This window comes from Calidithermus roseus (genome assembly GCF_003574095.1).
In the GTDB taxonomy this organism is placed as follows: domain Bacteria; phylum Deinococcota; class Deinococci; order Deinococcales; family Thermaceae; genus Calidithermus; species Calidithermus roseus.
Genome location: NZ_QWLA01000057.1, coordinates 1 through 24,990, shown reverse-complemented (window position 1 = coordinate 24,990; position 24,990 = coordinate 1). Strand labels below are relative to the sequence as shown.

Annotated in this window: 23 protein-coding genes; 6 read left to right on the top strand and 17 right to left on the bottom strand. The window is 59.8% G+C overall.

All coding sequences use genetic code 11. The features are described 5' to 3' along the window. Positions 1 to 381 precede the first annotated feature (381 nt). From Mrose_RS13355 to truA, 5 genes are all read left to right on the top strand, one after another. Entirely contained in the window at positions 382 to 1,359 is a 978-nt protein-coding gene (locus tag Mrose_RS13355; protein ID WP_119279028.1) for an iron ABC transporter substrate-binding protein, read from the top strand. Between the two features lie 96 nt (positions 1,360 to 1,455). Then, the gene (locus tag Mrose_RS13350) at positions 1,456 to 2,064 is read left to right on the top strand and encodes a nitroreductase family protein (RefSeq protein WP_119279026.1); all 609 of its coding nucleotides are present in this window, start codon (positions 1,456 to 1,458) and stop codon (positions 2,062 to 2,064) included. A gap of 74 nt (positions 2,065 to 2,138) precedes the next feature. Continuing rightward, a complete protein-coding gene (locus Mrose_RS13345; protein ID WP_119279024.1) occupies positions 2,139 to 3,701 on the top strand; it encodes an ABC transporter permease in 1,563 nt (520 codons plus the stop codon). Positions 3,702 to 3,742: 41 nt separating this feature from the next. After that, positions 3,743 to 4,774 (top strand): ABC transporter ATP-binding protein, encoded by a 1,032-nt coding sequence (locus Mrose_RS13340; RefSeq protein ID WP_420808352.1) that lies wholly within the window; start codon positions 3,743 to 3,745, stop codon positions 4,772 to 4,774. A 103-nt stretch (positions 4,775 to 4,877) separates the two neighbouring features. Then, positions 4,878 to 5,696 (top strand): tRNA pseudouridine(38-40) synthase TruA, encoded by an 819-nt coding sequence (gene truA / locus Mrose_RS13335; protein ID WP_119279032.1) that lies wholly within the window; start codon positions 4,878 to 4,880, stop codon positions 5,694 to 5,696. Positions 5,697 to 5,714: 18 nt separating this feature from the next. On the opposite strand, the gene Mrose_RS13330 is transcribed toward truA, so the two are convergent. Continuing rightward, positions 5,715 to 6,428 (bottom strand): hypothetical protein, encoded by a 714-nt coding sequence (locus Mrose_RS13330; protein ID WP_119279021.1) that lies wholly within the window; start codon positions 6,426 to 6,428, stop codon positions 5,715 to 5,717. A gap of 84 nt (positions 6,429 to 6,512) precedes the next feature. After that, on the bottom strand, positions 6,513 to 6,905 hold the full coding sequence (locus tag Mrose_RS13325; RefSeq protein WP_119279030.1) for a HesB/IscA family protein: 393 nt from the start codon (positions 6,903 to 6,905) through the stop codon (positions 6,513 to 6,515). Between the two features lie 223 nt (positions 6,906 to 7,128). Between Mrose_RS13325 and Mrose_RS13320 the strand changes: the two genes are divergently transcribed. Beyond that, positions 7,129 to 8,070, top strand: coding sequence for a ribose-phosphate diphosphokinase (locus tag Mrose_RS13320; RefSeq protein ID WP_119279019.1), 942 nt, complete (start codon positions 7,129 to 7,131; stop codon positions 8,068 to 8,070). Between the two features lie 4 nt (positions 8,071 to 8,074). On the opposite strand, the gene Mrose_RS13315 is transcribed toward Mrose_RS13320, so the two are convergent. The 15 genes from Mrose_RS13315 to Mrose_RS13240 form a co-directional block, all read right to left on the bottom strand. Continuing rightward, complete coding sequence (locus Mrose_RS13315) at positions 8,075 to 8,596, bottom strand: hypothetical protein (protein ID WP_119279017.1); 522 nt, start codon at positions 8,594 to 8,596, stop codon at positions 8,075 to 8,077. Further along, positions 8,593 to 9,555 (bottom strand): Wzz/FepE/Etk N-terminal domain-containing protein, encoded by a 963-nt coding sequence (locus tag Mrose_RS13310; protein WP_245969908.1) that lies wholly within the window; start codon positions 9,553 to 9,555, stop codon positions 8,593 to 8,595. The genes Mrose_RS13315 and Mrose_RS13310 overlap by 4 nt, the downstream gene beginning before the upstream one ends. A 2-nt stretch (positions 9,556 to 9,557) precedes the next feature. Then, positions 9,558 to 10,781 (bottom strand): O-antigen ligase family protein, encoded by a 1,224-nt coding sequence (locus Mrose_RS13305; protein ID WP_182482813.1) that lies wholly within the window; start codon positions 10,779 to 10,781, stop codon positions 9,558 to 9,560. A 427-nt stretch (positions 10,782 to 11,208) separates the two neighbouring features. Continuing rightward, the gene (locus Mrose_RS13300) at positions 11,209 to 13,050 is read right to left on the bottom strand and encodes a polysaccharide biosynthesis protein (RefSeq protein WP_119279012.1); all 1,842 of its coding nucleotides are present in this window, start codon (positions 13,048 to 13,050) and stop codon (positions 11,209 to 11,211) included. A gap of 4 nt (positions 13,051 to 13,054) precedes the next feature. Further along, positions 13,055 to 13,651, bottom strand: coding sequence for a sugar transferase (locus tag Mrose_RS13295; protein WP_119279010.1), 597 nt, complete (start codon positions 13,649 to 13,651; stop codon positions 13,055 to 13,057). Further along, entirely contained in the window at positions 13,648 to 14,805 is a 1,158-nt protein-coding gene (locus Mrose_RS13290) for a DegT/DnrJ/EryC1/StrS family aminotransferase (protein WP_119279008.1), read from the bottom strand. The genes Mrose_RS13295 and Mrose_RS13290 overlap by 4 nt, the downstream gene beginning before the upstream one ends. 2 nt (positions 14,806 to 14,807) lie before the next feature. After that, on the bottom strand, positions 14,808 to 15,524 hold the full coding sequence (locus tag Mrose_RS13285) for a class I SAM-dependent methyltransferase (RefSeq protein ID WP_182482812.1): 717 nt from the start codon (positions 15,522 to 15,524) through the stop codon (positions 14,808 to 14,810). Further along, the gene (locus tag Mrose_RS13280) at positions 15,514 to 16,749 is read right to left on the bottom strand and encodes a glycosyltransferase family 4 protein (RefSeq protein ID WP_119279004.1); all 1,236 of its coding nucleotides are present in this window, start codon (positions 16,747 to 16,749) and stop codon (positions 15,514 to 15,516) included. Before Mrose_RS13280 ends, Mrose_RS13285 begins: the two co-directional genes overlap by 11 nt. 5 nt (positions 16,750 to 16,754) lie before the next feature. Continuing rightward, complete coding sequence (locus Mrose_RS13275) at positions 16,755 to 17,933, bottom strand: glycosyltransferase (RefSeq protein WP_182482811.1); 1,179 nt, start codon at positions 17,931 to 17,933, stop codon at positions 16,755 to 16,757. A gap of 5 nt (positions 17,934 to 17,938) precedes the next feature. After that, positions 17,939 to 19,312, bottom strand: coding sequence for an O-antigen polysaccharide polymerase Wzy (gene wzy / locus Mrose_RS13270; protein WP_220452329.1), 1,374 nt, complete (start codon positions 19,310 to 19,312; stop codon positions 17,939 to 17,941). 23 nt (positions 19,313 to 19,335) lie between these two features. Next, positions 19,336 to 20,769: a lipopolysaccharide biosynthesis protein gene (locus tag Mrose_RS13265; protein ID WP_182482809.1), complete on the bottom strand. Its 1,434-nt coding sequence runs from the start codon at positions 20,767 to 20,769 to the stop codon at positions 19,336 to 19,338. Between the two features lie 17 nt (positions 20,770 to 20,786). Next, complete coding sequence (locus tag Mrose_RS19180; protein ID WP_220452328.1) at positions 20,787 to 21,893, bottom strand: DegT/DnrJ/EryC1/StrS family aminotransferase; 1,107 nt, start codon at positions 21,891 to 21,893, stop codon at positions 20,787 to 20,789. A gap of 9 nt (positions 21,894 to 21,902) precedes the next feature. Continuing rightward, positions 21,903 to 22,481 carry an acyltransferase gene (locus Mrose_RS13250; RefSeq protein ID WP_119278996.1) on the bottom strand — a complete coding sequence of 193 codons (579 nt, stop codon included), beginning with the start codon at positions 22,479 to 22,481 and terminating at the stop codon, positions 21,903 to 21,905. Between the two features lie 3 nt (positions 22,482 to 22,484). Then, positions 22,485 to 23,423, bottom strand: a complete 939-nt coding sequence (locus Mrose_RS13245; protein WP_119278994.1) for a Gfo/Idh/MocA family oxidoreductase — start codon at positions 23,421 to 23,423, stop codon at positions 22,485 to 22,487. Beyond that, a complete protein-coding gene (locus Mrose_RS13240; RefSeq protein WP_119278992.1) occupies positions 23,420 to 24,739 on the bottom strand; it encodes a nucleotide sugar dehydrogenase in 1,320 nt (439 codons plus the stop codon). The genes Mrose_RS13245 and Mrose_RS13240 overlap by 4 nt, the downstream gene beginning before the upstream one ends. Positions 24,740 to 24,990: the final 251 nt, after the last annotated feature.

Genomic DNA, 24,990 nt, shown 5'->3' with positions numbered 1-24,990 from the left:
AGCCTTGAGAACTCGGCTTCCGTCGATAAGCACCAGCGCTCATCGCACTCTCTCGACTCCCTCGCTTTCAAGGTCCTCGCACCGTCCTCAAGACAGCGCAACGAGTAGATTACCCCCCGCCTCTCGCCTTGTCAAGCCTCCCGCTCGAGCCCACGACCAAGCACCAATCTTGGCCGATAACCATGGGGAATTCCATCGTTTCTCGAAGCCACCCTAGCCCCCCAGGCACACCCATTCCTGCGGAGTATCAGTAACGATTCTCGTTCTCAAAACCTATAAATCCGACTGGATTACTTGACATTAAAACCTGCCCCCCCCTAGACTGCCCCTTGTTGAGCTGCCGGGTGGCATCTCATCACCCCAAGCTCGAAAGGAAGCCCAATGAGAAACGTTCGGATTGCTATCGTCACCGCGCTGGCCCTGGGAGCCCTCGCGCAGGCCCAGGGAACCCTGACCATCTACTCCGGGCGCAGCCAGGGGCTCGTAGATCCCCTGGTCAAGCAGTTTCAGGCCGAGACCGGCATACGGGTCAACGTGAAGTACGGGCGCGACGCCGAGTTGCTGGCGGCCTTGCAGGAGGAAGGCTCCCGCAGCCCCGCCGACATCTTCTGGGCCAACACCTCCGGAGCCCTGGGGGCCGCGCAGCAGTTGATGATCAAGCTGCCCGCCTCGATCACCAGCAAGCCCAGCGGCTTCGTGCCGGGATCGGGCACCTGGACGCCACTTTCGATCCGCTTCCGCGTGCTGGCGTACAACACCCAAAAGTTCAAGCCCGAGCAGTTCCCCCAGTCGGTGATGGAGCTGCCCCAGCAGACCCAGCTCAAAGGGCGCATCGGCTGGACCCCCACCTACTCCAGCTTCCAGGACTTCATCGCCGCCATGATCCTGGTCCACGGCGAGACCAAGACCAAGGAATGGCTCGAGGGCATGAAGCGGCTGGAGCCCAAGGTCTACCCCTCCAACCCGCCCATGATGGAGGCCATCCGCGCCGGTGAGATCGACGTGGCCCTGACCAACCACTACTACATCCAGCGCTTCCTCAAGGCCGGGTACCCCATCGGCACTTATTACTTCGCCAAAGGCGACGTGGGCAGCCTGGCTTTGGTGACCGGCGCAGGCGTCCTCAAGAGCAGCAAGAACGTCTCCAGCGCCACGCGTTTCCTGACCTGGCTGCTCTCGCCCAAAGCCCAGCAGTTCTTCCCCGGTGAGCTTTTCGAGTACCCCGTGGTCAAAGGGGCCATCCTGCCCACCACCCTCAACCCCCTCGAGGACATCCTCGCCCGCGGCCCCAAGATCGACTTCGAGAAGCTCCAGCTCGACAACGCGCTGAAGGTATTGCGCGAGGCCGGGCTGCTCTGAGTTGGCCAATCGTCCCGATTGGGTACCCCAAGCAGGCGGAGGATATGCCAGCCCTCCGCCTGCAACTTTTCAGGCGATTCGTTATCGTGGAGGCTTGTGGAACCGGATACCGCACCCACCCTCTCCCCCTTGCCGACCTCAGCCTTGCTCGAACTCATCCGTCGCCGCCGCAGCATCAAGCAAGCCCAGCTTCGCCCCGACCCCATCCCGCGGGAGTACGTCGAGTGGATGCTCGAGGCCGCCAACTGGGCTCCTAACCACGGGGCCTCCGAGCCCTGGCGTTTCACGGTCTTCGCGGGAGAAGCCCGGCGGGCGCTGGGGGAAAGCTTCGCCCGCTCCTACCGGCTGGGCATCGATCCCCAGAAGTACAACCCCCAAGCCGAGAAGGCCCAGCTCGAGCGGGTCTGGCTGGCCCCGGTGTGGATCTCCATCGGGATGCAGCCCGGCGGGCATCACCCCGAGTGGGAAGAGGTGGCGGCGGTGGGGGCGGCGGTGCACGCCGCGCAACTCGTTGCTGCGAGCCTGGGGCTGGGGGCTTTCTGGACCTCGGGGATGCCGGTGCTACACGAGAACACCGCGAATTTCGTGGGGCTAAAGGCCCCCGCCCGCCTGCTGGGCTTCCTCTACGTGGGCTACCCAGCCATCCCCTGGCCCCAGGGCCTGCGGGGCGACTGGCAGGAGAAGGTAGCCTGGCGCTGGGGCTGACTTATTGCGAACGATTCGCAGTGTGCTTTTTATCGCGAAACCCTAGCGGAAAACTGGGATAAACTCATCAGGCTGTGGTGCGCGCCAGCCGCCGACCCATCCCCTGGCACTTCCTCATCCCCGCGCTGATCGCGGGAGCTGGTGTTCTGCTGCCGCTAGCCTACCTGGTGCTGCGGGCTTTCGAGGCCGAGCCCCAGACCCTGGCCGAGCTGGTGCTGCGCGAGCGCAATCTGCGGCTGCTGCTCAACACCGTGATCCTGCTGGTGGGGGTATTGTCGGGCACTGCCTTGCTGGCCCTGCCCCTGGCCTGGCTCACCACCCGCAGCGATCTGCGCGGCAAGCGCTTGTGGACGATGCTGTTGACCCTGCCGCTGGCGGTGCCGGGCTTCGTGGGGGCTTATGCCCTGCTGGGCGCCACCGGGCCCGGTGGGATGCTCGAGGCCCTCCTGGGAATCAACTGGCCCCGGCCCTGGGGGTACTGGGGAGCCTGGGGCGTGCTGGTGCTCTTCACCTACCCCTACCTCTTCCTCAACCTGCGGGCCGGGCTTCTGGGCTTGGACCCCAGCCTCGAGGAAGCCGCCCAGAGCCTGGGCTACCGCCGGATAGAGGTCTTCTTCAAGGTGGTGCTGCCGCAGCTCAGGCCCGCCTTCTACGCCGGGGGGCTCTTGGTGGGGCTGCACGTGCTGGGCGACTTCGGTGTGGTCAGCCTGATGCGCTACGAGACCTTCAGCTACGCCATCTACCTGCAGTACTCCGCCTCCTTCGACCGCATCTACGCCGCCTGGCTCTCGCTGATGCTCATCGCTCTCACCGGGGGGCTGCTGTGGCTCGAATCGCGCCTGCTGGCCGGGCTCAGCTTTTCGCGGGTAGGCCTGGGCAGCGCCCGGCTGGCCCGCCCGGTGCCGCTGGGTTCCTGGCGCTGGCTGAGCTACCCGCTGCTGCTGGCCCCGGTGGTGGGCGCGCTGCTCATCCCGCTTGCCACCATGCTCTACTGGGCGCTGCGCTTCCCCCACGAGAACCGGGTGTCAGTGAGCGAGGCCCTGGCCAACTCGGCCCAGGCTGCCGCGCCCGCCGCGCTGGTAGCGGTGCTGCTGGCCCTCCCCCTGGCCTACCTGGGGGTGCGCTTCCCCTCGCCCTTCTCCCGGCTCTTGGAGCGCACCGCCTACCTGGGCTACGCCACCCCGCCCCTAGCCTTCGCCCTAGCCCTGATCTTCTTCAGCCTGCGTGGGGCGCCCTTCCTCTACCAGACCCTCACCCTGCTGGTGCTGGCCTACGCCCTGCACTTCATGGCCGAGGCCATCGGGCCCATGCGCAGCGCGCTCTACCAGGCCCCACCGCGGCTGGAGGAGGCCGCCCGCAACCTGGGCTATGGCCCCCTCCAGGCTTTCCTCAAGGCCACCTTCCCGCTGCTGTGGCGGGGGGTGCTCGCCAGCTTAGCCCTGGTCTTCCTCTCCTCGGTCAAGGAACTGCCGCTGACCTTCCTGCTGGCCCCGGTGGGCTACAGCACGCTCGCCACCCAGATCTGGGCCTACACCTCCGAGGCCATGTATGCTGAGGCCGCCCCCTACGCCCTGCTGATCGTGCTCTTCTCGGCCTGCTTCGTCGGCCTTTTGATCTCCCAGGAACGCCGAAAATGAACCCGCTCAATGTCGAATACCCCTCGCCCAACACCTCGGAGATACCCGCCGAGCCCGCCCTGCGCGTCGAGGGGCTCACCAAGCGCTTCCACCCCTCGATGCCCCCGGTCGTGGACAACCTGAGCTTCGCCGTCGCCCCCGGCGAGATCTTCGCCTTGCTGGGGCCTTCAGGCTGTGGCAAGACCACGGCCTTGCGGCTCATCGCCGGGTTCGAGCGCCCCGATAGGGGGCAGGTCTGGCTGGGGCAGGAAAACCTGACCCATCGCCCCCCCGAAAAACGCGGCATCGGCTTCGTCTTCCAGGACTACGCCCTCTTCCCCCATCTCAGCGTCTTCGACAACGTGGCCTTCGGGTTGCGCAGCCTGAGCCCTTCCGCCCGCAGGCAGCGGGTCGAGGAGGTGCTGGGCCTGGTGGGGCTCACGGTCTTCAAGGACCGGCGGCCTCACGAGCTCTCCGGTGGACAGCAGCAGCGGGTAGCGCTGGCACGGGCCATCGCTCCTGGCCCCAAGGTGGTCCTGCTCGACGAGCCTTTCAGCAGCCTGGACGCGGGCCTGCGCCAGGTGACCCGCGACGAGGTGCGCGAGTTGCTCAAGCGCTCGGGCATCGGCGCGGTGCTAGTGACCCACGACCAGGAAGAAGCGCTCTCCTTCGCCGAGCGCCTGGCGGTGATGCGGGCGGGGAGCCTCGAGCAGATCGGCACCCCCGAAGAGGTCTACACCCGCCCCCTCACCCCCTTCGTAGCCCAGTTCCTCGGGCGCACCAACCTGATCCCCGGCGAGGCTAGGGGCATCGAGGCCGAAACCCCGCTGGGCCTGCTGCGGCTGGCCGAGGGGGCGGTGGGACCGGTGCTGCTCTCTTTGCGCCCCGAGGGGTTCGTCCTGGAGCCCGGCGGCGAGGCTGTAGTGCTCAGCCGCGAGTTCAAGGGACACGACCTCACCTACCGCGTGCGCCTGGACGGGCGGGACTACGTGGTGCAGGCCGACCCCCACTGCCCCTGCCGCCCCGGTGACCGGGTGCGCCTCGAGGTCCGCGACCCGGCGGTAGTCGTGGGCCGCCGCGGTGGGGAGGTCTAGGGCCGATAGCCAAAGCCCCAATTGCGACCCCACGGCGCCTTGCGCTCAGCGTTTGACCTTTCGCGCCAACGCAAGGCTATACAATGAGCTAGCTTTGATCACCGTGCTGGAGCCACAAGAACAGCTCGAGGCCGACGCTATCGCGCCCCAGCGGGCGCGTCGCATCCTGCTCACCGTCGAGTACGACGGCACCCGCTTCGCGGGGCTACAGACCCAGGCCAGAGGGGAGCGCACCGTGCAGTCCGTACTTCAAGCTGCCCTCTCCTGCATTCCCGGAGCGATCCCCAAAGCGGTGCCCGCCGGGCGCACCGACGCCGGGGTGCACGCGCTGGCCATGCCTTTTCACTACGACACCACCGACACCATCCCCGCGGCCAAAATTCCCTACGCCCTCAACAGCCTGCTGCCGCCCGACCTCAGGGCTTTGAGTGCCGAGGAGGTGGGGCCTGCTTTCCACGCCCGCAAGAGTTGCCGCTGGCGCCACTACCGCTACCGCATCCTGCAACGCCCCATGGCACCGAGCCTCGAGCGCCACCGGGTGTGGTGGATCCCCCAGGCCCTCAACCTGGTGGCCATGCGCCACGCCCTGGAGTTTCTCGAGGGTGAGCACGACTTCCGAGCCTTCGCCATCAAGGCCGAGCGCAGCACCGTGCGGCAGCTCTACCGCGCCCACCTCACCGTGGTCACCCCGCTGGAGGGTCGAAGGGCCCAGGAGATCTGGCTCGAGTTCGTGGGCAGTGGCTTCGTGCGGGGGCAGGTGCGCAGCATGGTGGGCACCTTGGTCGAGGTGGGGCTGGGCAAGCGCGACTCCAGCGATATCCCGCGCCTACTCGAGCGCGGCACACGCAAGGACGCCGGGCCAACCGCCCCGCCCCAGGGGCTCTACTTCGTACAGGCGGGTTACACGCCCTGGAACGGCTGATGCGCACCCTGGCCTCGCTCACCGCACCGTGAACTCCAGCCACACCCGCCAGGCCTCGATAGGCCGCAGGGATACGTCCGCCCCCAGCCGCACCTGCTGCTCGAGGTCGTAGGCGAGGCCAAAGAGGAGTTTGCCCCCCAGGGCCTGCGGGTTCCACCAACCCCAGCCCTCCAGCCCGCTCACCCCGTCCAGCGGCCAGCGCAGGCGGCCCCACAGGCCGGTGTTCCACTGGTAGTAAAGCTCCCCCAGTTCTCCCCTCAAGCCCAGGCGTGGCGTGAGGCCCGCGGGCGAGACCCAGGTGCCCGCCTCGAGCCCGCCGAAGCGCCCACCCACGTAGCCCTGACCCTCGACATAGGCTGCCTCGAGGCCCATCCCCTCGCCCAGCCGGTACTGGCCGTAGACCCCCCACTGCCCCTCTTCCCCCCATGGGGTACGGTTGAAGGGGGTAGTGTACACCGCCCGCTTGCCCAGGCTCAGCCGGAGTTCGTCGATGGGGATGAGCGCATAGACCTCCGTCACCCCACCCTGCACCCCGCTGCCAAAGGCGACATAGCCGTTGGTTTTGAGTTCGTACCATCCAGCCAGGAGGTTGGCCTCGAGGCATACCCCAAAGAGTGCCTGCTGCCCCGCGCTCCCACCCTGAAAGCGCCAAAAGCCGCTCGGCAACAGGTTCAGGCTGATCAAGCCCCAGAGCAGGGGAAGGCTGATCCAGGAGTAGAGGCGGCTTTGCATTGGGACCACGATACCCGACCCCCAGGGTGCACCTCGCAACAAAAGACCGACCCTCCAGGGTCGGCCTGAGAGGCTCGGTAGGTCCTAGGAGCTACAGCACCCGCCGCTGCCCTGCCCTTCGGGGGCCTTGGCGCCGTCGGTGCGGAAGGAGTGGCCGCAGCCGCAGGAGGAGGTGGCGTTGGGGTTGTTGACGCTGAACCCGCCGCCCATCAGGTTTTCCACCCAGTCCACCTGCGAGCCCACCAGCAGCGGCAGCGACATACGGTCTACGACGAGGCGCACGCCGTGCATCTCGGTGACGGTGTCGCCCTCGAGTTCGCGCTCGTCCACTGCCATGCCGTACTGGTAGCCGCTGCAACCGCCCGACTTGATGAACACCCGGATCGCCGCGTGGGGTTTGTTGTAACGAGCCAGGATCTCCTTGGCCCGCTCGGCGGCCAGGGGGGTGATCGAAAGCACAGCCTGTTCTTGAACCATCCCAAGCACCTCCATTGCCCCTCCCCGCCATAACACCACGACGCGGGGCGGCAACTGCTCCTTGAGAAGAGGTTAGCATATGAAAACCCCGCAAACGTGACGGGATGCACCGCGGGTGATGGTTGGTAGTCGATGGCCAGGGGGCGTCGGGGACCGGTGGCTCGTGGATATCCCAAAGGGCGTTTGGCGTTCGACCTCCCGCAGGTTATGCTTTTGGGCGGCTATGGACCGCCCCCTGATGATCTTTAGCGGACAATCCAACGTCCCGCTGGCCCAGGAAATCGCCGATAACCTGGGCGTTCCTTTGGGCAAAAGCACCACCGAGCGCTTTGCCAACGACTGCCTTTTCGTGCGCTACGAGCAGAGCCTGCGCGAGGGCGACGTGTTCATCATCCAATCCCTCACCCCTCCGGTGCAGGACCACCTGGTCGAACTCTTGATGATGATCGACGCGGCCAAGAGCTCCAGCGCGGCCCGGGTCACCGCCGTCATCCCCTACTACGCCTACGCCCGCTCGGACAAGAAGGACGCCCCCCGCATCTCCATCACCGCGCGCCTGGTCGCCGACCTGATCCAGACCGCCGGGGCCGACCGGGTGCTCACCATGACCCTGCACTCCGCCCAGGTCCACGGCTTCTTCAAAATCCCCGTCGACCACCTCTCGGCTGAGCCGGTCATCGCCAACTACTTCGCCACCCGCGTGGAAAACCTTGAGAACGCCGTGATCGTCGCCCCCGACGCTGGCGACCTCAAGCGCGCCAGCGCCCTAGCCCGCCGCCTGGCCCTGCCCCTGGCCTTCATCGACAAACAGCGCCTCTCCGACACCGAGGTGACCTCGAGGGGCCTCGTGGGCAACGTCAAGGGCAGGACCGCCCTCATCATCGACGACGAGGTCTCCACCGCCGGCACGCTGGTGCAGGCCGTGGACGTGCTCAAGCAGAACGGGGCTGAGGCCGTCTACGCCGCCTTCACCCACGGGGTCTACGTGGGCCCGGCCATCGAGCGCATCGAGAAGAGCCCCATCCTCGAGGTCGCCGCCACCAACACCTGCCTCTACAAGGGCCAGCCCAGCCCCAAGCTGCAAACCCTCTCGGTGGGCCCGCTCTTCGCCGAAGCCATCTGGCGCACCCACCGGGGCGAGTCGGTCTCCTCGCTGTTCACCTGAGCCCTCAATTGGGCGGCTTCCACCCGCTGGGCTCTGCCGAGCGGGTCCCGTCCGAGTTGACCTGCACCCGCACCAGCTTGGAAACGGTCACGGTCGCCGGGTAGGGCTTGGCCCGCTTGCCGGCCTCGGCCAGGGCCTGCACCAAGGCGTTGGAGAAGTCCAGCAGCAGGGCGTCTTGCTGCCAGGCGGGGAGGGGGCTCGAGACCACCACCCGGGTGAAGCAGGAAGGGTTGGGAGTGGCGCAGTGGGGCTCGAGGCGGAGTTGGTTGCCCTCGAGGCGCAGCGCGTAGGCCCCTAGCTCGACCCGTCCACCCCGCTTGAGGACGGCCTGCCACTGCGCCACGGCCCCCGTCCAGAAGCTCCGGGCCTCCGCCGTGCGCGGGCTCACCGTGTAGCGCCAGGCTCCCGCCGTGGCCGCTGCCCTGGACTGGGAGGCCGTGATGCCGAAGAAATTCGCCGTCTGCACCACCTGGGCCAACCCGAGTCCGAAGAGGCCCAGCAGGGCCGCCAAAACCCACCGCCTCATTTAGACCCTACCACCACCTGGGTGTCCCGCTGCCTCACCGCCTCGACCTGGGGCGGGGCCAGCGCCTCGGCCAGGAAGGCCCAGAACACACCCACGAGCAAGCCCAACACGCCGGCGATGGCCGTGTAGAGCAACGGGCGCGGCGAGACCGGGCGCAAGGGCTCGGCAGGGGGCACCAGCACCTGCGCTTGCAGGGCCTGCCCTACCAGCTTGGAAAGCTCCTCCTCGTTGGCTTGGATCGCCGTCAGTGCTTCAATCCGGGCCTGGGCCTGGGCCAGCGCGGCGCGCGTGCGACTTTCCTCCATGCTCAGCAGGGTGTAGGCCGGGCTGGTGGAGCGGGCCACCAGCGGGCTCGTCCCCTGGGCCTCGAGGGCCGCCGCGTCCGAGGCTCCGTTGCGGGGTGTCTTCTTGAGTTCCTCCTGCAACCGCCGCAGGCTCTCCTGGGCCACGCGCTGATCCTGCCGGGCCTGGGCCAGCACGGCCTCGAGGTTCTGTCCCACCGTTTCCACGATGCGGCTGCGAACGTAGTCCTGCGCCACCCGCAGCAGCTTCTGCGCGTTCTGTTTGGCCTCGGCAGGCGTTCTACCTTTGGCCATCAGGTTCCACAGCCCCTTCTTCTCGTCGAACCTGGCGCGGTACACCCTCGTGGGCTGGGTCACACCCAGGGTCTGGGTGAGGCTGCTGGTCTCGAGCAAGTCGCCAAAGCCGCCGGCCAGGCCAGTAATGGAGGGCAGGTTGGCCAGGAGCTGCGAGGTGAGGGGTTGGCTCGAGAGCTGCTGGGTGGAAAGGCTGAGGCTAACTGTCACCTTCGAGCTATAAGTTTTAGGCCACACCAAGCTTGCCACAAAAACCACGATGGCCGCACCTAAGGTAAGGCCAAGGATCAGGTTCCGGCGGCGCTTCAGCACCAAATATAGATCGCGCAGCGATAGCTCGTCGCTTTGGGTGTAGGGCTCCATACTCACCCGCGCATTGTATCAGGGGCTGATCGGAGCGCCCAGGCCACAGCGACCCAGAGGGGGTAGTGAACCGCTGCGTAAAACCAGGTGTAGTCGAAGAAGTTGAGCACTAATGCAGAGACCAACAAAACCAGCACAGACCATTGACGCAAACGGAACAACCAGAGCACAACTGTTCCCCAAAGCGCTAAAAATCCAACCAAGCCCAGTAAGCCCGACTCTGCCGCAAGGTGCAGCAAGACGTTGTGAGCATGCCCAACATAGAGGGGATACGCATTGCTGGGAGTGTGGTCAAGGTAGTAGACAGAAAAGCCCTGATACCCTACACCAACCAAGGGGTGCTCTTTAAAAGCCTGCAAGGCTACCTTCCATATCTCTACTCGAGCTAGGTTGGTCGAATAACCAGGATCGAGAATCGTACCCAGGCGGCCCAGTTCCGGCCGGACCCCTGTCAGCACAGCCAGCCCCCCAGCTATGACCAGAGCAGCCAAGATACCACCGCGAGCCCATCCCGATAACCCAGCCCACCAAGCCCCCATCAGTGGAGCTAGGGCCGGAAGTGTTGCTCGGGTCTCTGACAACCAAGTCAGGCCCAGTGCAGCCCCGAGTGCTATACCACCCAACAGGGTCCCCGCAAGCACCCAAACCAATCCCCCATCCATCAACCCCAAATGCCCCAGAAAATTGGGATTAGCCTCCGGGATCAATCCAGCAACCCGCCCCCCTGAATACATTGAAGCATGGACGCGCTGAAATGTCGCGACCCCGATCTGAATGAATAAGCCCGCCAACACGGCCAATCCCGCATAAAGACCTCCTGTATGGCGCAACAAAAAGCGACTTCCATGAAGTACGGTAAGTCCTAAGAGAGCAATGCTTACCCACCAACCCATCCTTTCGAGGTGGCTGGGTATTGGAGAAGGAGAATATTGATATGTTGTTGGTGTCGGTCCCAGCTCGAGCTGAGGAGCCGCGATTTCCAAATAACTCCAATCGCCCTGCAAGCGCGCGAGGCTAACCACTCGAACCCATTGGTCTTCCGAGCCAAACTGATAGCTGGCATAGGCCCGAAACAAGCCATCCCCAAGAGATACAATCTGAGCCGGGACAAAGTGGTTACCCGTTTGAGTATAAAAGTTGATGTCAAAGGATACTGTCCCATCATGACGGAAATAGAAACTTTCGGTATACAGGTCACCTGTATGCACGGGATAGTAGTGCTCCACGAGAATCTCCGAAATTGGCGCTTTTTCTGTGGGATCTATCCTCCAAATACGCCAAAATCCCTCGGGTTGGCGCTCAGCATAGGTTCCAATACCAACCCCTGGAACCCAGCCGTATAAACCCTTGAGGCCATACCAAGGAATCAGATTCCTCGTCGGATCCTTTGCCTGCTCTGACACAATCCCTGGGGGAATCCAAGGTAGTTGAAGTTCAGCCCTGGGTGGTTCAATTAACTGGGAAGCTGCTCCAAACAGAGTGAATAGGAGAAAACCCACACCAAATAAGGGGGGCTCCCGCCGCCACAGTAGGAGATATAGACCGAGCGGGGCGACCAGGATAGCGAACCAGTCGGGGCGGATAGGAACCAGGACGAGCGGCATAGCCCAGGTCCAGCGCAGCCATGGGGGCGTTGGCCTGTGTATGTGCTGCCTAGCCTCCATCTGCTGGAGTGGCCGTCGTAACATAGGTGGGGATCAGGGATTTTAAAGCCAACCGGATCTGCTGCTCATCTCCCAGCTTAGCTGCGGCAAACAGCCGTTCCAATAGATTCGCAAGTTGGCTCTCCGGCAATCCGGTTTTGCGGGCCACATAAATCTTCTCGTGCTTGGATGCCTCGGTACCCTCCTCAGCGGTAAGTAACTCCTCAAAGAGCTTTTCCCCTGGGCGAGTTCCGGTGAACACAAGCTCGATATCTACCCCAGGCTCGAGCCCCGAAAGCCGGATTAGGTCATGAGCCAGATCCAAAATGCGCACTGGCTCGCCCATATCCAGCACGTATACCGCCCCATTCTGACCCAACCCCCCAGCTTGAAGAACCAGCTGCGCCGCCTCTGGGATGGTCATAAAATAGCGAGTCATTTCGGGATGGGTCACGGTAACCGGACCCCCCATGCGGATCTGTTCTCGGAAGAGCGGGATCACGCTGCCCCGACTACCCAGGACATTCCCAAAACGCACTGAAACGAAGACCTGGCCGGGCCCGGCCTTCCGGGCTGCCCCTTCCACTAAATACTCCGCCACCCGTTTAGAGGCTCCCATCACCGAGGTGGGATTGACCGCCTTGTCAGTGGAGATATTGACGAAGCGATCCACCCCGTGCTTGAGAGAGAGCTCCACCAAATTACGGGTCCCACCCACATTATTGAAGATGGCCTCGTCGGGATTGCGTTCCATCAAGGGAACGTGTTTGTGAGCTGCCGCATGGAAAACCACCTGGGGTTGATAGATCTCGAATACGCGCTCCATCTTCTCACGCTGGCGCACGTCAGCTATCACAGTGCAATAGTCGAGCTCGGGCCAGGTGCGCTCGAGTTCGCGTTCGATCTGATATAGGCTGTTCTCCCCCCGCCCCAGCAAGATCACCTGCTGGGGACGAAAACGAGCTACCTGACGTACGATTTCAGAGCCAATTGATCCCCCAGCCCCAGTGACTAGAACCACCCGGTTTTCTAAATAGCCAGCAATCTCAGCTAGGTCAAGCCGCACCGGCTCGCGCCGCAACAAGTCTTCCAGATCCACCTCGCGAATCTGGGAAATGGAGACCCGCCCCGATAAAATCTCATAAACCCCGGGGATAATCCTATAACTAAGCTTGGCCTGTCGGGCCAGCTCCACAACCCGACGCACCACCCGACCCGGTGCTGAGGGAATGGCAATCAGCACCTCATCGGCTTCAGTAGCCTCTACAGCCTGGGGTAAATCATCCAGACTACCCAGCACTGGTAAACCCAGGAACTTCTGGCGACGTTTGCTGGGCTCGTCGTCTAGGAACCCCACTGGCAACAACTTGGCCTCGGGGTGACGCAGCATCTCCCGGACGATCATGGTGCCCGCCTCCCCCGCACCCACCACCAGGATCCTTCGGGCCTCTCCTGGAGCCGCCCCCCGCACGCGCTCATGCAGGAGTCGATCCAGCAGACGCGCACCCCCCATTAGCAGAAAAGCAATACCCCCAGCGATAAGGGGCACGCTGCGCGGCACCCGCAACTCCGGTGGGGACAGGAACGCTACTGCCGCTAGAACTATCACCCCTAAGCCAATGGCTTTGGCTAGGGCTTCGAGATCCCGTACCCCTACCTTATGCCATGACTGCCGATGAAGCCCGAAACCATAGATAAGTAGAGCCTTTAGCGGAAAACCCAGAGCGGTGTATAGGAGCACCATGTGGGAATATTGAGGCCAGGGGTTATCCAAACGCAGCCAGAAAGCGATGGGTGCAGCAGAAGCCCACAGCAGCAAGTCAATGGCAAATTTCAGGGGAATCCTGCTCATAGCCCTACCTCCACAGCCTGACTAGTGTTTGCAAGATTACCATGAGATCAGAGCCTATACTGGCTTGGCAGGCATACTCTAAATTGATCCGGATTTTCTCCGGCATCACTTCCTCGATATAGGTGCGCTCAGGATCGGGTGACTTGGCCAACACCTCGCTCTCATTGCGATACTTAATAGAAGCCAGGTCAGTGATACCTGGCACCAACTCGAGTACCCTCCGCTGATCTGGGGTATACAAAGCGACATATTTCGCCACCTCAGGGCGGGGGCCTACGAAGCTCATCTCCCCCAGAAATACGTTGAACAGCTGTGGCAGTTCATCCAGCTTGAATTTGCGCAGCCAGTAGCCCACCCGCGTAATCCTGGGATCGCGGCCCACCGTAAGCACTCCCCCCAGCTTTGGAGCGTTGACCACCATGCTACGGAATTTCCATATACGAAAAGGTTTACCTCGGTAACCCACCCGCTCCTGGCGGAAAAACACCGGCCCCCAGTCATCCAGCTTGATCAGCAGGGCCAACAGCAAAAAAAGCGGCAATAGGAGGATGATCCCAAGTGTTGCGGCAGCCAGATCAAACAAGCGCTTAGCAGGCTTCATCTGCGAAACTTCTCAACTACGTCCAGCACGGCCTCGATCACGTCAGCCACATCCTGATCGGAGAGCTTGGGGTTGAGTGGCAAGCTGAGCATGCGGGTATAGTTGCTGTAGGCTACAGGAAAATCCTCTGGCTTGTAGCCGTACTTTTCCCGATAATAAGGGTGTAGGTGGATCGGGATAAAGTGCACGGAAGTGCCAAGGTTTCGGTGCTTTAGCTCCTCGATAAACTGATCACGCCCAATAGAGAGAGCCCCCGGGCGCAAGCGCAGTACATACAAATGCCAGGCATGCTCAACTTCAACTCGCTCGACGGGGATCTCCAGTGCCTCCTCTTGACCAAAAGCCCGGTTGTAAGCCTCTACCACCTGACGGCGGCGTCGCTGGAAGGCCTCGAGCTTCTTAAGTTGCCACAAGCCCAAAGCGGCCTGAATATCGGTCATGTTGTACTTGAATCCCGGCAGTACCACCTCGTAGAACCAGCTCCCACCCTTATCGTAGCGCTTCCAGGCGTCCCGGCTCATGCCATGCAGAGCAATGATGCGGGAACGGCCCAGGAATTCTGGGTCGCCGGTAAGCATGCCACCCTCGGCAGTAGTGAGGTTCTTGGTAGCATAGAAGCTGAAGGCTACGGGGTTTTTCCCCGAGCCGATCCATCGCCCCTTATACTTAGCTGGCAAGGCGTGAGCCGCATCCTCGAGTATTGCCAATCCATTAGCTTCGGCCAGAGCATAGAGGAGGTCGAGATCGACCGGATGCCCCCCATAGTGCACGGGGATGATAGCTTTGGTCTTGGGAGTAATGGCGGCCTCCACTTTGACCGGATCGATGTTAAGGGTGTCTGGCTCCACATCTACCAGCACCGGGCGAGCTCCCACGTGCTCGATCACGTTGACTGAGGCGGCGAAGGTCATGGGAGTGGTGATCACCTCGTCTCCCGGCCCCACTCCCAGGGTTACGAGCGCAGTATGCAGACCAGCCGTGCAGGAGTTTAGGGCCAATGCCCCTGGCGCCTTCAAAAATCGGGCGAACTCCGATTCGAAGCGCTTGGTCTTGGGACCGGTAGTAATCCAGTCTGAGCGCAGAGTGTCTATCACCTCGCCAATTTCTTCTTCACCGATCAGTGGGGGGGAGAAGGGCAGGAATGTTTCTCTCATGGTTACTCCTGAACCCTGGGTTTCAGTAGTAAACCCAGGTAGTGGGTGCACAAAAGGGGAATCCGTGCCAGCAGGGGGTAGAGCACAGGCGTCAGCGATCCCAAACGGCGAGCCAAGGGGGGCAGTAGGGTCACGAGTTCGAGGTGAGGCAAAGCCCCTGGAAACAGGTGTCTGATCTTGAGCAGCTTCACGCCCCGCACATTAGGGTTATTGGGGTTGTCATAGCGGAAGTCGTACCAAAGCACCGCTCCACCTGGCCGCATCACCCACCAGATTCGCCTTGCAACCGCTTGGGCCATCTGACCATCCAAGATGGAGCTGAACACGGTGAAGGCTGCAACCAGATCAAAAGTTGCTTGGGGGAAGTCCATTTCTTCTGCGTTGCCACAGATAAAGTGCAGGTGGGGGTACAACTCCTGGGCTCTGGCCACTCGCTCTGGTATCAGGTCTATGCCCGCCAGGTTCTCGGGTTTGGCTCCCCAGGACTCGAGTTGAGCCAGCATCCCCCCGGTGCCACAGCCCACATCCAGGATGTGGAGAGGCTCGAGGGGCCAGAAGCCATGCACCCGCAACAGTTCCTGAATCCGCTCTTCCCGCTCCCGCACAATGGCCCGGTTGCCGGGGTTTCTGGGATCCCACTTTACAGCAACCTCGGGGTTTCCGGCATATTCAGTATATGCTTTGCGGATTCGACGAACCTCGTCTTCGCTATGCGGCACCACCGCCCCTCCTCTCCCCGAGTTGCTCGAGCCAATCGCTTACCAGCGCAGACCAGCTGAGGTTTTCCTCTACATACCTTCTCCCATTACGACCAAGCTCCTCAGCTAGGCTGAGGTTATTTACCAGGTTGCGCACAGCTTCCGCTAATGCCTCGGGATCTCCCGGTGGTACCACCAAGCCCGCCTTTGCCGATTCTATCAGGCGAGCTCCCTCGCCTGCTCCGCTATAGATAACCGGCTTGCCTGATGCCATAGCAGAGAAAATCTTTACGGGGCGCGTACCTTCAAACAGCGGGTTGTTTTGCAAGGTAGAAAGTCCAGCAATGGAAAAAGAGTAGAGTCGCGCAATATAGCTAGGAGGTGAGGGATCCAAAAATCGTACATTGTTGCAATCCATGGTTTGCGCCATATTGACGACCCTTGCCTTTTCCGATCCATCTCCAATAAAAACAAATTGGATGTTTGAGCATTGGCTCTCTAAGATTTTTGCTGCCTTAATGGCTACCTCGAGCCCATGGGCAAAACCGTGGGTGCCAGCGTATAAGATCACCTTCTTACCCAAAAGCCCCAGCGATTCCTGTAGGTCTAAATCCGGTTCACGGGATCTAAAAAGCTCTGTGTCCACCCCATTCGGCAAGAAAAGAACTTTATCAATAGGTAGCCCTTTATGGTTAACAAGAGTTGTTCGAATGCCCTCAGTAACCGCATTGACGAAGGCGGCTTTCCGATAGGACCACGCTTCCAACCAGTATGCAAGCTTTAGGAGAGCACCGTTCGTCATCAAACCCAGATCACGTACTGAATCAGGCCAGAGATCGGCAACATTGAAGATCATAGGGACTTGCCAAATCCTTGAGGCTACCCAACCGGGGATACTTAAAAAAAGCGGCGGGGATTCAACAAAAATATAGTCTGGGTGTTTGGCGCACATAAGACCTATCAGTGAGGTAAACGTGTAACTCATATAGTTAAACACCCGCCTAGTCCCAGCTCCAATAGAGGCATATAACCAGATCCGGTGTACTGGTACTCCCTCCCAGGTTTCACGGGCATACCATTTCCCCCGATACTCTGGGAAAATCCGGCCCGTAGGATGGTTGGGCAAGGCAGTTACTACCTCAACCTCATGACCTAGACGGATCAGCTCTCGCACTAAGGCAGCCAAGCGTACCTGCGGAGCGCCTATCTCCGGTGGGAAATACTGGGTCAAGAAAAGAAAGCGCATACCTTTCACTCTATAAACAATGCTTCTAACCGAGTTGCTACATGCTCGGATGCAAACTCCTCCTGCACTCGTGTTCTTCCAGCAACACCAATTGCTTGATGCAGCTGGGGGTTCTCCATCAGCTTCTGTATTGCATCCGCCAGCGCCTTTGGGTCTCGGGGTGGGACAAGAAGGCCTGCACCCCCTTCCAAGAGTTCAGGGATACCTCCTGTTCTCGTAGAAATAACGGGTATACCAAAGCTCATTGCTTCAATTAGGGACACGGGAATTCCCTCGTGTAGGCCACCACCCAGATCTATGCTCGGGAGCACCACGGCATCCACTTGGTTTTCAGCATAAAGACGAGTCAGCGCTTCATGGGACAGTTGCCCAAGGAGGCGAACCTGCTCTGACAGACCAAGCTCCCTTACTTGAGTCTCAATCTCGGCCCTCAGTTTCCCATCTCCAGCCAGCCATAGCTCCACACCCTCAGGTAGCAAACTGATTGCCTGAATTAGATACTTATGACCCTTCACAGGGAGCAAACTTGCCGGACAGAGCAGGCGAAAAGGCCGTGAAGTGCTATGGTCAAGTTCTGCTCTACTACCGCTCTGCCGCAGTTGCACGCCCAGATAGAGTACACGGGTCTTCTCTTTGACAACCCCTTTCGCAAGGGCCATCTCTAGGCCGCTGCGAGAAATAAAGCGGGCAAATTTCGCATGTGCGGATTTCCGGGCAAGAAGATTCCCCTCCACGATGTCCCAGCGGTGGGCCGTAAAACTCCAGGGTATTCCCGATGTTTCGCTAGCTACCATAGCCATACTGGCAGTAGTGGCCGCCCAATGGGCATGTATATGTTCAGCTTCCCATCGCCTGGCAATTCCTGCAAGCCAGAGACCCTTAGGATATATGCTCAAGTTCTTCAGGAGGTGACGAGGGCAAAAAGTGATCAGCAGCCGCAACGCCTGCAAGGCTTTCCAAGGCGCGCGTAAGAACTCCTTCCCCGCTGCGCTTAACACCTCAAAGGAAATAGGTGGCTGAATAGCTGCGGAGTCGATTAGTCCCTTGGCTGCCTCATGAATCAGCTGACCTCGGGGATAAAGGGGAATGACCTTTACTGTATGGCCTTGCTTCTGCAATTGCTGTATCTCAGGAATGATAAAAGCTTCCCCAGGACCAAAGGGTAAGCTCGAAGTGACGTACACTAACCTCATGATAGGCCTCTCCCTTTGAGAAGCTTCTCCATGTGAAGAATTCGCCAGGGGCGAAAAGCTGTGGAAACCAAAACTCCAAGTAGAGCTGGTATAAGGTTTTGCGCTGGTAACCCCACGACTAAGGAAGTGAAATCCCCCGCAATTGCCCTAAAAATAAAAGCTAGCGCCACCGAATAAAGTAAAAGAGCACCGGGTTCGCCTCGAGCACGCGCCTTGAATTCTCGCAATAAACCCAAGAAAATCCCCCAGATGACCATCACGATAAATGCGCCAGCAACCCCAAAGTTCAGATACCCCTCGGCCAAGATGAAGAATTGCCTCCCTTCATTCAACCCGAATTCAGTCCCATAAAATTCCTGTATATACCAATTGGCTAAAGGCAATGGGCGTTCCGAAAATATCGCGCTGGGAACGTAGTAAAGGGGGGCTCGCACGAAACTGAGTCCCCAGAGGGGGTTTATTTCATTTCCCACGGTTCGGATCATCTGTGGGAGTGTCTCAAAAGGAACAACAAATTCGCCGATTGTAACCGTATAAAAAAGGCTCTTATTCAACTCGCTCGACCCCGAAAGTTGCACAAATTGCTCGCGGGTTTTTGTCAGAAAGCCCCCTATGCCTTCGTAATCCGAAGAACGCAGAAAACCATAGAGGTTTAGGCCTATAAAGGTCAGGGCAGCTAAAGACAACAATTCCCACCTGCGGAATTTCCTAATGGCATAGTGCACAAACATCAAAGTTGCCAGGGTCGCAGTGAGGATCAGGCTACGATTGCCCATAATGAGTTGAACAAAAACCATAAGAGCGAACAGCATGCCGAATCCCAATAGGTAGCGCAACCTGGGCTTGAGCGCATAGCGATGCAGGAGGAAAAGGCTGGCAACAAATCCCCAAGGAAAGCCGATTGCCAAATAACCACGTCCAAAAAGCTCGGCACTGGCCCCGTACCCTTTGAAAAGAAGGGCATCCAACCCGCCAACGCTGTGGGAAAGCAAGGTGATGAGAAAACCTGAGAAAAGGATCAGGAACCAAAAGGCACGGCTTGACCCTCGAAGGCTCGCGGGAGGTGGTAGGGGTATTCGGCCCGCAAGCGCTGGTACGATAGGGGAATGATAAACCACCACCAAAATCAGTAGCCCTAGCGCCGAAAGCAAAACAGCAAAAGGTAAGTAAGGGTAAAGGTCACTTAGATAAGGTGTAATGTTCCCCTCTACCCGGTCAGTCATATAGGCACGGATCGGCAAAGGAAGGGCAAAAAGGGCGTAAAGGGCTGTGAAAAGAACCACGGGATCAAAAAGGTCTTCTCGCCTTAGGGCCAGCTCGAACGTCAAAACCAATAGTGTAAGCCCGGAAAAGACCAGGATGCTAAGCAAGAGCAAAGGATCTCCAGGACCACTCATAGGCTAACTCCCTTTGCACCCCACATCTCTCCCCGTTTCACCCACAAATAAGATCCCAGACCCGCCATAGGGATAGCCCCCAGTAGGCCCCAAAGACCTAGCATCTCTGTGAGAGCCCAGAGGAAAAAAGTATAGACTAAACCAATACCAAGGAGAGATAGTGCTCTGGGACCTATATACCCCAGATCGACGTACCCTGCTCTAAGGAACCAGATCAGGGCCGTGAGCGAGATCGCAACCCCCGCCAGCGCCACCAACACCACAGTGAGGACATCTGAGCGCAGCCCTGCTCCGACCCAAAGCGCTAGACCTCTAGTGAGTAACTCCACGACAGTGAATGCAAGCCCCGCGCCTTGCCATTCCCGGATAGCTAGAAGCCCGCTAAGTGGGCTTGAAACAAGCCACAGCATATACCAGGGGGCCATGATCTGCGCGTAAACTCCGGCCTGTCGCCAGCTTTCTCCAAAAAAGACCCCAAAAAGCCCCGCACCTCCTATGGCGACTATACCGAACACCGCTACCCCTAGCGCCAGAAGGCCCAAGGCTGTTCGGGTTGTAAGCCCAGCTAGCTCTTCAGGAGCACTCTGCAGTGCAGCCGCCTTAGAAAGGAACGCCTGCCCCACCGCTTGGCCTACCAAAAAGGAAGGGAGGCCCAGAACACGGTAGGCTAAGGCGAAGAATCCTGCAACTTCGTTATTAAATAAGCTCGGGAGCATTAGAAAGGGAAGTTGCAAACTAAGGGTATTAAGCAAAGCAGCCCACGCATTGTAAAGAGGAAACCTTAGATACCGCTTGGCCGCATACAGTATTTTCTGAACATCAAACAACTCTTGTAAGGTCACTCCTCGCAAAAGGACTAGCAAGCTCCAACTTCCCCCAACTCGCCCTACCACCTCACCAACCAACAAGCCAACAGATCCCAATCCCGCAACCCCTAAGCCAAGCTGAGTCAAGACCATGCCAAGGCTCTGGGCCAGGCGGGTACGGGCTATGTGCTCAAAGGCCAATTCGCGCAGGGCCCAGAAGTTCATGACCTGATATAGGCCGGCACCTACGAAGCCAAGTGGAAGAAGCCAGAAAAAATCAGCATGAAACCCTCCTAGGCGCAATAGTGCGTCTCTTTTGATCCAAAGCGCGATCGCCATCGTAAAAGACAGCGCGAAAACCAAGCTCAAAGACAAGCCCAATAAGGCTATCGCCACCTGGCGCTGTTCAGGGAGAACAACAGCCTGTTCGTATCGCAGGCTAAGCATGACCACGACCACAGAAATGATCGAAGCAAAAGTGGCGAGAACGCCAAAGTCAGCCGGTGTATAAATGCGGGTTAGAATGGGGGCGAAGAGGACGACAACCCCCTGACCAAGCGCCGTACCTCCCGCCAAGATCAAAATGCTTCGGAGAAAAGCACTCTGAGAGAGACTGTGCCTCATCCAGGCCAAGATACCCCTCATGCTGTTATGGCCCTTTGCAGCGCGCGAGTAATTCTTACTTGGACCTCGGGGCTCATCTGGGGCCACAAGGGGAGGGAGAGCACCTCGAGGCAGGCCAACTCGGCTTCAGGGAACGCACCTCTCGGTAGTCCGTAGACTGGGAGAAGGTGAACCGGCACCGGGTAATAGACCATGGTTCCAATGCCCTCCCCCGCGAGGGCCTTCTGTAGCTGGTTCCGCCTGCCCTTTAGCACGCGCACCGTGTACTGGTGGAACACATGGCCTTCAGAAACCTCGGGTAAGAGCAGGCCGGTTACATCAGCCAAGAGCTGGTTATACCGCTGAGCGGCTTCCCTGCGAGCCTGATTCCAGGCATCTACGTAGGGTAGCTTGACCCGGAGGATAGCTGCTTGAAGGGCATCTAAGCGGGAGTTGTAGCCGATAGATTCGTTGAAATACTTCTTCCTGGAGCCGTGAGCCCGGAGCATGCGGGCGGTTTCAGCCACCTGGTCGTCATTTGTGACGAGCAACCCGCCATCTCCGTAGGCCCCCAGGTTCTTGCTGGGGAAGAAGGAAAAGGCTCCCGCTTGCCCCAATGTACCCACCTTTTTGCCCCGGTAAGTAGCCCCGAAGGCTTGAGCACAATCCTCTAGTATTTTCAGACCGTGCTGCCCGGCCAAGGCCAGGATAGGTTCCATCTCAGCGGGGCGCCCATAAAGGTGTACGGGCAAGATGGCCTTGGTGCGGGGGGTAATCCTTTCTTTAATCAGGTCGGGGTTGAGGTTGAAAGTAGCAGGATCGATGTCCACGAAGACGGGCGTGGCCCCCACCAGGCTGATGGCCTCGGCGGTGGCAAAGAAGGTGAACGGGGTAGTAATAACCTCATCTCCAGGACCAATACCCAAGGCTCTCAATCCGATAAACAGCGCATCCGTACCCGAGTTGAGCCCGATGGCGTGCTTGACCCCTAGATACTGCGCCACTTCCTGTTCAAATGCCTCCACCTCGGGGCCAAGGATAAATTGGCCGGAGCGGAGAACCCGTTGGATGGCTGCATTTAGCTCATCCCAGATGAACTCGATCTCGTGCGAAAGGTCCAGGATTGGAATTTTAGCTTGCAGCATCCGTTACCTCTACCTCGACAGTCGGGCTACACCCTCACTGGTTTTTTGGTACTCCCGGCCACAGGAGGCGCAGGCAGCTATTTCCCCGGCAAAGCGCAGAGGAACCCCACATTCGCAGGCCCAACCCACGATCCGAGCCGGAACCCCCGCCACGAGGGCGTAAGGGGGCACATCCTTAGTCACTACAGCACCCGCCGCGACAAACGCCCACTCTCCTATGGTGACCCCACACACCACAGTGGCATTGGCGCCGATGCTGGCCCCGTATTTAACCAGAGTTACTAAGTAATCCTCAGAGGTATTGCGCGGGAAAGCGGCGCGGGGGGTCTTGACATTAGTAAAGACCATACTAGGACCGCAGAAGACGTAATCCTCCAGGATTACCCCCTCGTAAACGGAGACGTTATTCTGAATCTTGCAGCCGTTGCCGATCCTTACGTTTCTGGCCACGAAGACGTTCTGGCCAAGGCTACAGTTTTCGCCGATCTCAGCCCCACCGTTGATATGGCAGAAGTGCCAGATCCGGGTACCTTTCCCGACTTTAGCTCCTTCATCTACGTATGCGCTTTCGTGCTTCCACCAGTCCATAGGTTAGCTCTTGAGAAGGGGATGTTTATTAGCTGAATCCCTGGTGATCGGCAAATTACGAATCCTCGCGACCGTAGCGATGGCTTCGTAGGTGTCGTCAAGGCCAAATCCCTCTCCCCGAAGGGTGCGCCGATAGACCTCAGTGTGCAGGTCGGTGAAGCCTTCGGAGAACTCGATCTCCTGGCCCTCCAAGGTGATGGATCGATAAGTGCGCTGGCCCTTCTCCCGTAGAGCTAAGGGTACGTGGTTCACATCAACGGAGAGAAACCACCTCACCCGGGCCCGCTCGAGCTCCAGGTAGCCAGCCACCGCCGTGTCCTCTCGGAGGTGGACCTCAACCCGGCAAACCCTGCCGAACAGCCAGGCGAGCATGTCGAAGAAGTGTACCCCAATGTTCGTGGCCAGCCCCCCGCTCAGCTCCTCGCGCCCCTTCCAGCTCCGCAAGTACCAGGTCCCGCGGCTGGTAACGTAGGTGAGGGTCAGCTCCTTAGGCGAGGAAGACCCCTCCGCCTCCAGTTTCTCCTTGAGGACCAGCAGCGCAGGGTGCGTCCGCAATTGAAGAATGGTCCATACCCGTCGCCCGGTCTCAGCCTCGAGGTCTCTCAAGCGGTCAATCTCCTGCGGGTTGAGCACCAAGGGCTTCTCGCAGATCGCGTCAGCCCCTAAGCGCAAAGCCATTCGAATGTGGGCCTCGTGGAGGTGGTTGGGGCTGCACACCGAGAGGTAGTCAACCCCTTGCCCATTCCGCCGCAGGTTGTCCAGGTGCTGCTCGAAGAGTTCAGGCTGGGTGAAGAACTCGGCCTCGGGGAAGTAGGAGTCGAGGATCCCTACAGAGTCAAATGGGTCCAAAGCTGCCACCAAGGTGTTGTCGGTGTCACGGATGGCGCGCAGGTGCCGAGGCGCGATATATCCGGCGGCCCCCGTCATGGCGAAGCGCTTCACAACAGCACCACCTTCTCACTTTTAATGCCTCGAGTGGCATAGCGGGTGTCCAGCACAGCCGGAGCTAGGTTCACCACCCGCTGGTAATCCACGTTGGCGTGATTGGTGGTGATGATGACCAGGTCTACGCTCCGAAGCAATTCATCGGTCAACTCCACGCTACTTGCCCTGACCCCGTGCTCATCCACCTCAGGCGTCCAGGTATCGTGGAACAAAACCTCAGCCCCTGCGTTCTGCAGTAGCCTATAAACCTCGATAGCCGGGCTCTCGCGGTAGTCATCGAGATTGGCCTTGTACGCCATCCCCAGAAGCAATATCTTGGCTCCCCGCACCGATTTCCCCTGGCGGTTCAGCACCCGGATAGCCTTTTCCACGGTGAACTCGGGCATCTTCCGATTGGTCTCACCTGCCAGGGCTATGAAGTGGGTCTGGAAGTTGTACTCGCGGGCTTTCCACTCCAGGTAGTGGGGGTCGAGCGGGATGCAGTGGCCACCCACTCCAGGGCCAGGGTAGAAAGGCATGATGCCGAAGGGCTTGGTAAATGCCGCGTCCAACACCTCCCAAACGTTGAGCCCCATGCGATCACACAGCAGGGTGATCTCGTTAACCAGAGCGATGTTGACCGCGCGGAAGGTGTTCTCGAAGACCTTGACCATCTCGGCGGCCTTGGCGCTGGAAACCGGCACGACGTTTTCGATGGTCTGGCTGTAAAACGCCACAGCAACCTCAAGGCTCTCCTGTCCGACCCCGCCGACGACCTTGTTGGTATTTTTGGTGGTGTAGCGCTTGTTCCCGGGATCTACCCGCTCGGGGCTGTGGGCCAGAAAGAAGTCGCGGTTCAGCTCGAGTCCGCTGCCTTCCAGGATCGGCAGCATGACTTCCTCGGTGGTGCCGGGGTAGGTGGTGGACTCGAGGCTCACAAGTTGCCCAGGGCGCAGATAGCGGGCAATCTCACGAGTTACCGTTTCGACATACTGTAAATCTGGTGTCAGGTTCTTGGTCAGCGGGGTAGGCACACAGATGACAATGACGTCCATCTCCGGGACTCGAGAAAAGTCGGTGACGGCCTCGATCAATCCCTGGCCCACCAACTCACGCAATTCCTCACCCCGCACGTCACCTATATAGTTTTCTCCCCGGTTGACCTGTTCAGCGCGGCGGGGGTTCCGCTCGATCCCCACAACCTTGAAGCCCACTTTGGCCTTTTCAACCGCGAAGGGTAAGCCTACATAGCCGAGACCCACAACTCCAACAATCGCTGTTCGGTTACGGATTTTTTCGACGAGAGATTGTTGAGCATTGACTACAGGCTGCACATATCCTCCGAAGCTTCCTTATGGCTACCCCACTGCAAAGCACGCCACCGCCCAGAATACACCCTCTCCAGTTAAAACCCAAGTTGCCACCTACAAAAGGGTGCGTCCCCGAATCAACCCTAAGGGGCTAAGCTGCTGGGAAAGCGACATGGCGCACGGTGTCGAAAGAGACGATTGGACGGAGAGAGAATAGCTGGGAGCGGCCAAAGGCCTTGGCGTGGGCCCCGCTGACCGACCAGCGAGCCCCGGCG

Coding starts and splice junctions, on each gene's coding strand:
- Mrose_RS13325 (WP_119279030.1), bottom strand. CDS start 6,905: ATGGTTCAAGAACAGGCTGTGCTTTCGATCACCCCCCTGGCCGCCGAG.
- Mrose_RS13315 (WP_119279017.1), bottom strand. CDS start 8,596: ATGAGGCGGTGGGTTTTGGCGGCCCTGCTGGGCCTCTTCGGACTCGGG.
- Mrose_RS13290 (WP_119279008.1), bottom strand. CDS start 14,805: ATGAGAGAAACATTCCTGCCCTTCTCCCCCCCACTGATCGGTGAAGAA.
- Mrose_RS13330 (WP_119279021.1), bottom strand. CDS start 6,428: ATGCAAAGCCGCCTCTACTCCTGGATCAGCCTTCCCCTGCTCTGGGGC.
- Mrose_RS13295 (WP_119279010.1), bottom strand. CDS start 13,651: ATGAAGCCTGCTAAGCGCTTGTTTGATCTGGCTGCCGCAACACTTGGG.
- Mrose_RS13250 (WP_119278996.1), bottom strand. CDS start 22,481: ATGGACTGGTGGAAGCACGAAAGCGCATACGTAGATGAAGGAGCTAAA.
- Mrose_RS13310 (WP_245969908.1), bottom strand. CDS start 9,555: ATGGAGCCCTACACCCAAAGCGACGAGCTATCGCTGCGCGATCTATAT.
- Mrose_RS13300 (WP_119279012.1), bottom strand. CDS start 13,050: ATGAGCAGGATTCCCCTGAAATTTGCCATTGACTTGCTGCTGTGGGCT.
- Mrose_RS13320 (WP_119279019.1), top strand. CDS start 7,129: ATGGACCGCCCCCTGATGATCTTTAGCGGACAATCCAACGTCCCGCTG.
- Mrose_RS13355 (WP_119279028.1), top strand. CDS start 382: ATGAGAAACGTTCGGATTGCTATCGTCACCGCGCTGGCCCTGGGAGCC.
- Mrose_RS19180 (WP_220452328.1), bottom strand. CDS start 21,893: ATGCTGCAAGCTAAAATTCCAATCCTGGACCTTTCGCACGAGATCGAG.
- Mrose_RS13280 (WP_119279004.1), bottom strand. CDS start 16,749: ATGCGCTTTCTTTTCTTGACCCAGTATTTCCCACCGGAGATAGGCGCT.
- Mrose_RS13265 (WP_182482809.1), bottom strand. CDS start 20,769: ATGAGGCACAGTCTCTCTCAGAGTGCTTTTCTCCGAAGCATTTTGATC.